This is a genomic window from Paenibacillus sp. GXUN7292 (genome assembly GCF_050864975.1).
Classification (GTDB): domain Bacteria; phylum Bacillota; class Bacilli; order Paenibacillales; family Paenibacillaceae; genus Pristimantibacillus.
This window is the reverse complement of sequence record NZ_JBOZWO010000081.1, coordinates 1-7,773: the sequence shown is the minus strand read 5'-3', so window position 1 is coordinate 7,773 and position 7,773 is coordinate 1. Positions and strand designations below refer to the sequence as shown.

Annotated in this window: 6 protein-coding genes and 5 tRNA genes; 4 read left to right on the top strand and 7 right to left on the bottom strand. The window is 43.5% G+C overall.

Translation table 11 applies throughout. The features are described 5' to 3' along the window. Together ACRRU2_RS28280 and ACRRU2_RS28275 are read right to left on the bottom strand one after the other, a co-directional pair. Window positions 1–77: transfer RNA gene (locus tag ACRRU2_RS28280), tRNA-Met, on the bottom strand. Window positions 78–85: 8 nt separating this feature from the next. Continuing rightward, window positions 86–161: transfer RNA gene (locus ACRRU2_RS28275), tRNA-Val, on the bottom strand. A 203-nt stretch (window positions 162–364) separates the two neighbouring features. Between ACRRU2_RS28275 and ACRRU2_RS28270 the strand changes: the two genes are divergently transcribed. Genes ACRRU2_RS28270 through ACRRU2_RS28260 form a run of 3 tightly spaced genes read left to right on the top strand, consistent with a single transcriptional unit; the run spans window position 365 to window position 4,136 of the window. Continuing rightward, window positions 365–1,459 carry a GerAB/ArcD/ProY family transporter gene (locus ACRRU2_RS28270; RefSeq protein WP_432506779.1) on the top strand — a complete coding sequence of 365 codons (1,095 nt, stop codon included), beginning with the start codon at window positions 365–367 and terminating at the stop codon, window positions 1,457–1,459. After that, complete coding sequence (locus tag ACRRU2_RS28265) at window positions 1,456–2,979, top strand: spore germination protein (protein ID WP_331701666.1); 1,524 nt, start codon at window positions 1,456–1,458, stop codon at window positions 2,977–2,979. The genes ACRRU2_RS28270 and ACRRU2_RS28265 overlap by 4 nt, the downstream gene beginning before the upstream one ends. Then, window positions 2,976–4,136 (top strand): Ger(x)C family spore germination protein, encoded by a 1,161-nt coding sequence (locus ACRRU2_RS28260; protein ID WP_432506777.1) that lies wholly within the window; start codon window positions 2,976–2,978, stop codon window positions 4,134–4,136. Before ACRRU2_RS28265 ends, ACRRU2_RS28260 begins: the two co-directional genes overlap by 4 nt. A gap of 381 nt (window positions 4,137–4,517) precedes the next feature. On the opposite strand, the gene ACRRU2_RS28255 is transcribed toward ACRRU2_RS28260, so the two are convergent. Next, the gene (locus ACRRU2_RS28255; protein ID WP_432506775.1) at window positions 4,518–5,336 is read right to left on the bottom strand and encodes a sugar phosphate isomerase/epimerase family protein; all 819 of its coding nucleotides are present in this window, start codon (window positions 5,334–5,336) and stop codon (window positions 4,518–4,520) included. Further along, complete coding sequence (locus tag ACRRU2_RS28250) at window positions 5,333–6,316, bottom strand: zinc-dependent alcohol dehydrogenase (RefSeq protein ID WP_432506773.1); 984 nt, start codon at window positions 6,314–6,316, stop codon at window positions 5,333–5,335. Before ACRRU2_RS28250 ends, ACRRU2_RS28255 begins: the two co-directional genes overlap by 4 nt. A 157-nt stretch (window positions 6,317–6,473) precedes the next feature. Here ACRRU2_RS28250 and ACRRU2_RS28245 point away from each other — a divergent pair, with 157 nt between their 5' ends. Continuing rightward, entirely contained in the window at window positions 6,474–7,325 is an 852-nt protein-coding gene (locus tag ACRRU2_RS28245; protein ID WP_331701662.1) for a helix-turn-helix transcriptional regulator, read from the top strand. A gap of 150 nt (window positions 7,326–7,475) precedes the next feature. Here ACRRU2_RS28245 and ACRRU2_RS28240 read toward each other — a convergent pair. The 3 genes from ACRRU2_RS28240 to ACRRU2_RS28230 all read right to left on the bottom strand — a co-directional run bounded on the left by ACRRU2_RS28240 (window position 7,476) and on the right by ACRRU2_RS28230 (window position 7,768). After that, a tRNA-Leu gene (locus ACRRU2_RS28240) sits at window positions 7,476–7,559 on the bottom strand. Between the two features lie 41 nt (window positions 7,560–7,600). Continuing rightward, a tRNA-Arg gene (locus ACRRU2_RS28235) sits at window positions 7,601–7,677 on the bottom strand. A 16-nt stretch (window positions 7,678–7,693) separates the two neighbouring features. Beyond that, a tRNA-Cys gene (locus ACRRU2_RS28230) sits at window positions 7,694–7,768 on the bottom strand. Between the last annotated feature and the right edge of the window lie 5 nt (window positions 7,769–7,773).

Sequence of the window (7,773 nt, the reverse complement as noted above, 5' to 3'; positions counted from 1 at the left end):
TGGTTGCGGGGGCAGGATTTGAACCTGCGGCCTTCGGGTTATGAGCCCGACGAGCTACCGAGCTGCTCCACCCCGCGACATTATATGGTGGAGGCTAACGGGATCGAACCGCTGACCCTCTGCTTGTAAGGCAGATGCTCTCCCAGCTGAGCTAAGCCTCCATGTAAAGCGACTCTTATAATGTAACATATTTATTAGTGAATATGCAACACTTCCTGTAAACTTTTTTTCATCCTCTAATCGTCTCTGACTATTCTTCTGCTTAAAGTATAAATTAATTATTACAAGTTTTCAGTATACTTTTCCATAATTGGTTAAAATATATAATACCATTTGCATGTTATAGAGTTATGGAGGGGCTAGCATGAATGTTACTAAAAAAATAAGCGTACTCCAGGCACTATTTATTTTAATAATGGCGGTTGGATTTTCAAATCATGTAACGATTATTCCGCTACTGCTGCAAATAGGCTATCGGGACTCCTGGATTAGCGTTATATGTGCCTACTTGCTGTTTAACGCTTGGATTTTTATCCCCTACTTTATTGCTAAAAAGATTGGCAAGCTTTCATTGCCCGATTGGCTGACACAAAATTTTGGAAAATGGACTGCACGCTTATTTATTTGGCCATTTGCCATATACTTGCTTTTAATTGCCGCTATTACGCTTAAAGAGACAACCAACTGGGTAAACATCACCTACTTGCCCCAAACTCCAAAAACGGTAGTGGCCGCAACTTTTATACTTTTATGCCTGTTTATTGCCAGCTCTGGAATCAGATCCATTGCCATCACTTCAGGAATTCTTCTGCCTTTTGTCTGGGTTCTTGGCTATTTTGTCATGACTGCTAACTTTCCATACAAAGATTATTCCAAGTTATTTCCAATCTTTACACAAGGGGTCAGCCCCATTTTGCACGCAATGGTTTATGCAGGCGGCGGATTTACCGAGGCATTCATTCTCATATTTATCCGACAGCATATTGCCAAGCCGCTTCGTTTTCGCTCCTGGATTTTGCTCGCCTTTATTTTGTGCGGGCTAACATTAGGACCTCTGATGGGAGCGATCGCCACTTACGGCCCCGTTGAATCAGCCAATCAGAGATACCCGGCATTCGAGCAATGGAGACTTGTAGTAATCGGAAAATATATAGCCCATGTTGATTTCCTTGCGCTGTACCAATGGCTGTCAGGGGCATTTATAAGAATTGCTCTAGCTTTGTATATTATTTTGGATTGGGTTCAACCAAACCGCAAAGCAGCAAAAAGATCATTGCTTACTCTGCTCTTTATTGTCTTGATGGCGGTCATTATCGCTCCTATCAGCGATATTAAATACGTACAATGGATCAGAGGTTTTTACTACCCGTACGCTCTGTTTATCATGCTGGCTGCCTCAAGCCTGCTTGCAGGACTTGTATTTCTCAAATCACGCACCTGGAGGAGGAAGAAATCTTGAATTTTCAGCGCTATTTTCAACAGCGATTTCTTAAATCCAAATCGGCGAAAGAGCCGGTTTATTCGGGCTGGCTGCCGGAAAAGTGGAACGAAGAAACCATCAAGCAATTGTTCGGTTTCAGTGCGGATATTGCGATTCAGACCTGTTTCTATGGATCGAATCAGCAATTCAAAGGCATTTTGATTTATTGCATTGGATTGGTTGATTTGAAGCAGATCAATGATGTTATACTCCCGCAGCTCAATAAAATGCTCATCAATTTCGAGCAAATAGACGATTCCTTTACAGAAACTCCTCTTCTCCAGCTGCATTCAATAAAAGAGGGACAGGATTTACTGCATCATTTATTCGAAGGTAATATGATCATTATTTTTGAAGAGCAGCAGCAGTTGTATTCCGTTGACGTAGCTAATATCCCTGGAAGAACACCGGAAGAGTCGAATACGGAAGTATCCATTAAAGGTCCTAGAGACGGCTTTACCGAGGAATTATCCACAAATATTGCACTGATTCGGAAAAGGCTAAAAACCCCGTCACTTTATCACGAGCAGTTCAGGGTCGGCCGCAGAAGCCAAACGAAGGTATCGCTGCTTTACCTTTATGATGTGGCACGTCCGGAAGTAATAGATGAAGTGCGTAAACGCATTGAGAAAATAGATATTGACGGCTTGCTGAGCAATGAACAGCTAGAGGAAGGGTTAGCTGATTATTCTCATTCTTTGTTTCCCTTATTCGATTATATCGGCAGACCGGACCACGTTTGCTCCAGCTTACTGCGAGGACGATTTGTCATTCTAATTGACGGTTCTCCTATGGCGATTATAGCGCCAATCAATCTAACGGCTCTACTTAAATCGCCTGAAGATATGCATATGCCTTTTTACTATGTTGCATTAGAAAGATTTTTTAGACTGATTGGAATCTCCATTTCGATTTTTGCACCCGGACTTTGGGTAGCTTTAACCGCCTATGATATGGATCAGCTGCCTTTCCAGTTGCTGGCTACCGTCAGCAATGCCCGAGTAGGGCTCCCTCTCTCCTCGCCCATGGAGGCCTTTTTGATATTGGGACTGTTTGAAATATTCCGGGAGGCTGGCGTAAGATTACCAAAAGCAGTTGGGGAAACGGTTACTGTTGTCGGAGGACTGATCGTGGGCGATGCCGCTATACGAGCGGGGCTCACTTCACCTACTATGCTTTTTGTAGCGGCGATTACAGCAGTCGCCACATTTACGCTAGTCAATCAATCGCTTAGTGGTACAGTCTCGGTATTCAGACTGTTTATTCTTGTATGCTCTTCTGTCTTTGGCATGTACGGATTTTGCATCGCCCTGCTCGCATTAGTGACGTATGTATCCAGACTTGAATCCTTCGGTCTTCCTTACTTAGCGCCGCTCTCCCCATTGTCGCTGCGCGATTTGCTGCCTGCGCTGCTAATAATTCCGCGCGATAATATGAACAAGAGACCCGAAATTTTGCATACGAACGATACCAGCCGCAAGAAGGAGGACGCATCTTGAAAAAATTGCGCATATCCGCTTGTCTTGCTGTTTTACTATTGTTGACAGGCTGTTGGGATATAAAAGATCTGCAAACGATCAATTACATCACTTCAGTCGGGTTGGACTACAAGGACGGAAAGTTTATTATCTACGCTCAAATGCTTGATTTTACCTCGATTGCCAAACAGGAGTCGGGCAAGGTTGGTCAGCCGCCGCAACAATGGGTCGGTAAGGGAACCGGAGAAACAATCAATCTCGCCATCAATGATCTCTACAGCACAATGCAGCAAAAAACATTGTGGAGCCACATTACATCTATCGTGGTCTCAAGAGCATATCTAGAGCAGGAAACGACCCGCATGACCGATACCTTTTTTCGTTTTCGGGACATTCGCTATACGCCTTGGGTATATGGAACTCACGATTCAATTGAACAATTGTTTTCTGCTCCTGGTTTCTTTAATTTAACTACACTAAGCACCATTCTTAATGAACCTATGGAGAACTATGAGCAGTCTTCCTTCATTCTGCCAATAAAATATGTTGAGTTTATTTCTGAAGCGAGAGAGCCCGATAAAACGATTCTGCTCCCGTCCATATCTTTAAACAAAGAGCAGTGGAAGAAAAATGAAAAAAACGAAAGAAAAATAATTATTAATGGCGTGTTTGCCATTCAAAATCAATCTCTTAAAGGCTGGTTTGGCCGGGAAAGTTTAAATGGCTCGCGCTGGATGGAAACTGAAACCATTCGGTCACCATTATCTATTAAAGAGAATGGAAAAATTAATACAGTCATTTCAATGGGAAAGCCTGATATCGATATTAAATTTCAAAATAGCAAGGATCAGCCCCGTTTCTCTATTACCATTAACATTAATGGTAATATTATCGAAAGCATCGATTCGTTATCAGAGTCAGAGCTTGTTGAAAAAGCGCAAAAACAAATTGAAAAAGAAGTGCGCAGCACCTATGAGGCAGGCTTGAAAAAAAATGCCGATTTATATTCTTTGAAGCATGTCCTATACCGAAAGCACCACTTCACATGGAAGCAGCTTCGTGCCAAAGACCAAATCCTGCTCAGCCAGGATTCCCTTCAAAACATTTACGTCAATGTGAAATTGACTCACTCAGGAATGCTTAGAACAACTCCGACAGATATGCCGCCAGAAAACTAGCTGCACTTTGGCGCAAGGAAAGAACAAAATCACCAATCGGTGATCTAACTTGCCGTCATCGTGTGCAAAGAACAAACGATGCGATGTTATTTGCGGTGCGTTCATCTATGACCGTTAGAACCAAAAAAGCAGTCTTTTTGTTGTGTATGCGGACACTTATGACCATTAGAAGAAAATCCCGTCTGATTCTTTAACTTTTTTCCAGCTAACGGACATCAGTGTCCGCATCATTAGGTCAATTCGAGCTCGATACTTATCCACAATTTTATCTGATGCATAATTTCCTAAACAATTGAAAAAAGACTTCTCACAGGGGGTCTCACAGGGGGAAGTCTTTTTCACAATCATTTTATTCAAATTAGTTCTCATTTCAACCTGTACTTATAGCTGGTTTTCTATTCCCAGTATATATTTCGCAGCCAACTGGTATTCCTCGGCGCTCTCCAAATGTTCAATCATCAGCGGAATTTCCCGATTTTGCGCACGTAATAACTTTAGAAAATGATGATAATCGAGAATGCCTAGCCCGGGGCGAACTTCGCTAAGATGGACGGTCAACTTATCAGACAGTAAAATATCTTTGGCATGGCAGCATTTAATGTACGGACCCAGCTTATTGAAACATTCCGTCAACAAATCAGTCGTATTATAGTATATTTGGGGACTATTCACCATATTAACCGGGTCGAGATGAACGGCGAACTCTGGCCGGTCTATCGCTTGAATCAGCCTGACGTATTCGTCCGCACTGCTTGGAAATATCCAAGGCATTGTCTCTAACGTGTAGAACGTTCGCTTCGGCTTGACGGCATCGATGATTTCACGAACCGAATCCACGATCAGCTGAAAGGTTTCATTAGAGAAATTATTCGGATCAGGTCCGTCAAACTTCTCTCCTCTCGAGCCTGTAATATTGACACAGCACTGAGCGCCGATTTCTTCGGCCAAAGCCAATTGCTGCTGACAATATGCAATCGCAGATTTTCTAGTCGATTCATTGGAACTAAGGGGATTGCTCCAAGCGCCTGCTTCTGCAATGATTAGCCCAGCCGCTGCCGCTGCCCTTCGATACACTTCAATTTCCTCAGATTGGTCAAGAGTCAAATGCTCCGGACAAGATGCAGCCGTATAGCCAAACCGCCTATGTTCCCTCACCCACTCCTCGGGGTCATTAAAAACTACTGGTCCGCCAAGTCTCATTGCGGGTCCACCTCCTTCTTCCAATCGAACATGACAAAGAGATCGTGAATGGATCGTTGCGCCAATTCTTCGTATACCTGTTGCACATGATGCGGTGACACTTTCCTAATGAGCGGTGCAAGCTGGGCTGTTCCATCTGACAACCAATCCATCGCTGTCTGAATATTGCCGTAAAAGCTGTAGGGTCTAAAATCCTGCGGGGTAATTGGAAGCTCCCATTCCCAGCCGCTTCTTAATATCGCATATTTATGAAATACAAGCGATAAAAGCTCATGTAAATAATGCTCTGTATTCCGCTTCCATGGAACGCCTGACAGAACGATCTCGCTGCCCTTGCGGATAAGTTTTAACGCATCAATCGTCGCTGTTTCGTGACCAGAACATTCAAGCACCAGAGCCGTTTGCCCAACCCATGGAGAGTCGTGAGCAGGGATACTGGGGCTTGTGTACATAATACCTGCTGCTCTGGCCGATTCCAAACGGGCTTCGTTAGGATCGGATAACATTACTTTATAACCGCATCTTTGGAAGATTAATGCTGCCAATAAGCCAACCGGTCCGGCTCCTGTAATGAATACGTGATCACCTGGCTTCGCTTGCGTAGTCATTAAAGCAGTCATTCCAATATTCATAAGTCTGGACAATACAGCCAGAGCAGGATCTAATTCAGCCGGAATGGAAATCGCTTCATTCGCCGGAAGATGTTGATAACTTTGGTGCGAACGGCTGCAAAACACTATATCCCCCGCCCGAAAATTTCCAGCCGCCTCACCAACTTGATCCACTCGGAACACAGTAGCATAACCGGTCTCCACCGCTTGATCATGTTCTCGCAAAAATCCGCCTTCCAGCTCAGTGCCCGGACTAATAAGCGAAAACAGCGATGTACCTAAAATATGGCCCTTATCGGGTGCAGCTGGACGAACTTGCTTAACTAGCGCTGCTTGTTCCTTCCCTGTAAACTGTATGGCGTAATCCATTGCCCGCAATCCTCCCTCGAAATTTAACATATACATTGATGACAATTGCAAAAGGTTACCTTAATATGAGTATATATGGAAAATTCGTTGTTGTTCTAGCTCCAGCAATACAGAATAGGGTTCTATTCGTACAGAAACGAAGGAGGCGGCCTTGAACATGCTCGATTCATTATTGAATTTGCGCTTTGTAGAAGCAGGTGAAGGAATCCCGGTTAGCGGATGGATTCATAACAAAAGAATACCGTTTATCATTGTAGCGCAAGCTACTAACGGCAGTTACGAGGTTATATCCAAAAATGGTCATATTGTAACGCAAGGGACGGAAGCATTTCTAGCTCCAGCCGATATTGAATTATCAATTATCCATCATGCTGCTGAAGATGGAACGCCTATGCATTTTCGTTACGCCCATCTTCAATTTATGATATGCGATACGATTGATCTGTCAGCGCTGTTTCAGCTTCCTCCCAAAACTGATTCAGCCAAGGGCGCCGTTCTTGGTGAATGGATAGAACAATTGTTGGACTGTATGCACCCGCAGCAGGGGTTTGAATGGAAATATGCAGCAAGACGCAAAGAAATAGGCTATCGCATATTAAATGAATTGCTGGATATTTCCGAACCGAATCAGTTTCATGAACATTTTTTTTACGAAGCAAATATTCTTGTGCCTATACTAACCTATATGAGCGAGAATTTAGGTAATCCCGAAGATGTGGATACGCTTGTATCCCGATTCCATTTGTCCAGAACTGCACTTTTTCAATTATTTAAAAAAGTATTCGAAAGGTCGCCTATTGCCTATTGGAAGCAAATCCGTCTTCAGGAGGCCTATAAAATGCTATGCGCAACAAACACCTCCATTAACGAAATTGCGTATCAATACGGATTTGCAACAAGAAATCATTTTTCGCGGGAGTTTAAAAAAGAGTACAAAATGACACCAAGCGAGTCAAGAAAATACTATCATGACTTGCATCATTCCAATCAAAAGTCAGGTCGGCAATAGACCCAGCGCTTCTTCACTCGCGGAGAAACAAAAACGGCGGGACAGAAAAGCTTCTGCACCGCCGTTTCTCTTTATTAGGAGTTAAGCTATCTCCCTAGAATAAAAAAAAGCTCATCAGATGAAATTATCTGATGAACCATTGTTTTTTAGTGGTACCGGTGAGAGGACTCGAACCTCCACGGGTCTCCCCATTCGATTTTGAGTCGAACGCGTCTGCCATTCCGCCACACCGGCATATTAATTATTGACCTTGCTATGTCACTTTGTTGAAAAAGTGGCACGCCCTAAGAGATTCGAACTCCTGACCTTTTGATTCGTAGTCAAACGCTCTATCCAGCTGAGCTAAGGGCGCACATTTTTAAAGATTGTGGAGGCGCCACCCAGATTTGAACTGGGGAATAAAGCTTTTGCAGAGCTTTGCCTTACCACTTGGCTATGGCGCCAAACC

What these genes read in the sequence shown, in the direction of transcription:
- ACRRU2_RS28250 (WP_432506773.1), bottom strand. Translation starts at nt 6,316, where the DNA reads ATGGATTACGCCATACAGTTTACAGGGAAGGAACAAGCAGCGCTAGTT.
- ACRRU2_RS28270 (WP_432506779.1), top strand. Translation starts at nt 365, where the DNA reads ATGAATGTTACTAAAAAAATAAGCGTACTCCAGGCACTATTTATTTTA.
- ACRRU2_RS28255 (WP_432506775.1), bottom strand. Translation starts at nt 5,336, where the DNA reads ATGAGACTTGGCGGACCAGTAGTTTTTAATGACCCCGAGGAGTGGGTG.
- ACRRU2_RS28245 (WP_331701662.1), top strand. Translation starts at nt 6,474, where the DNA reads ATGCTCGATTCATTATTGAATTTGCGCTTTGTAGAAGCAGGTGAAGGA.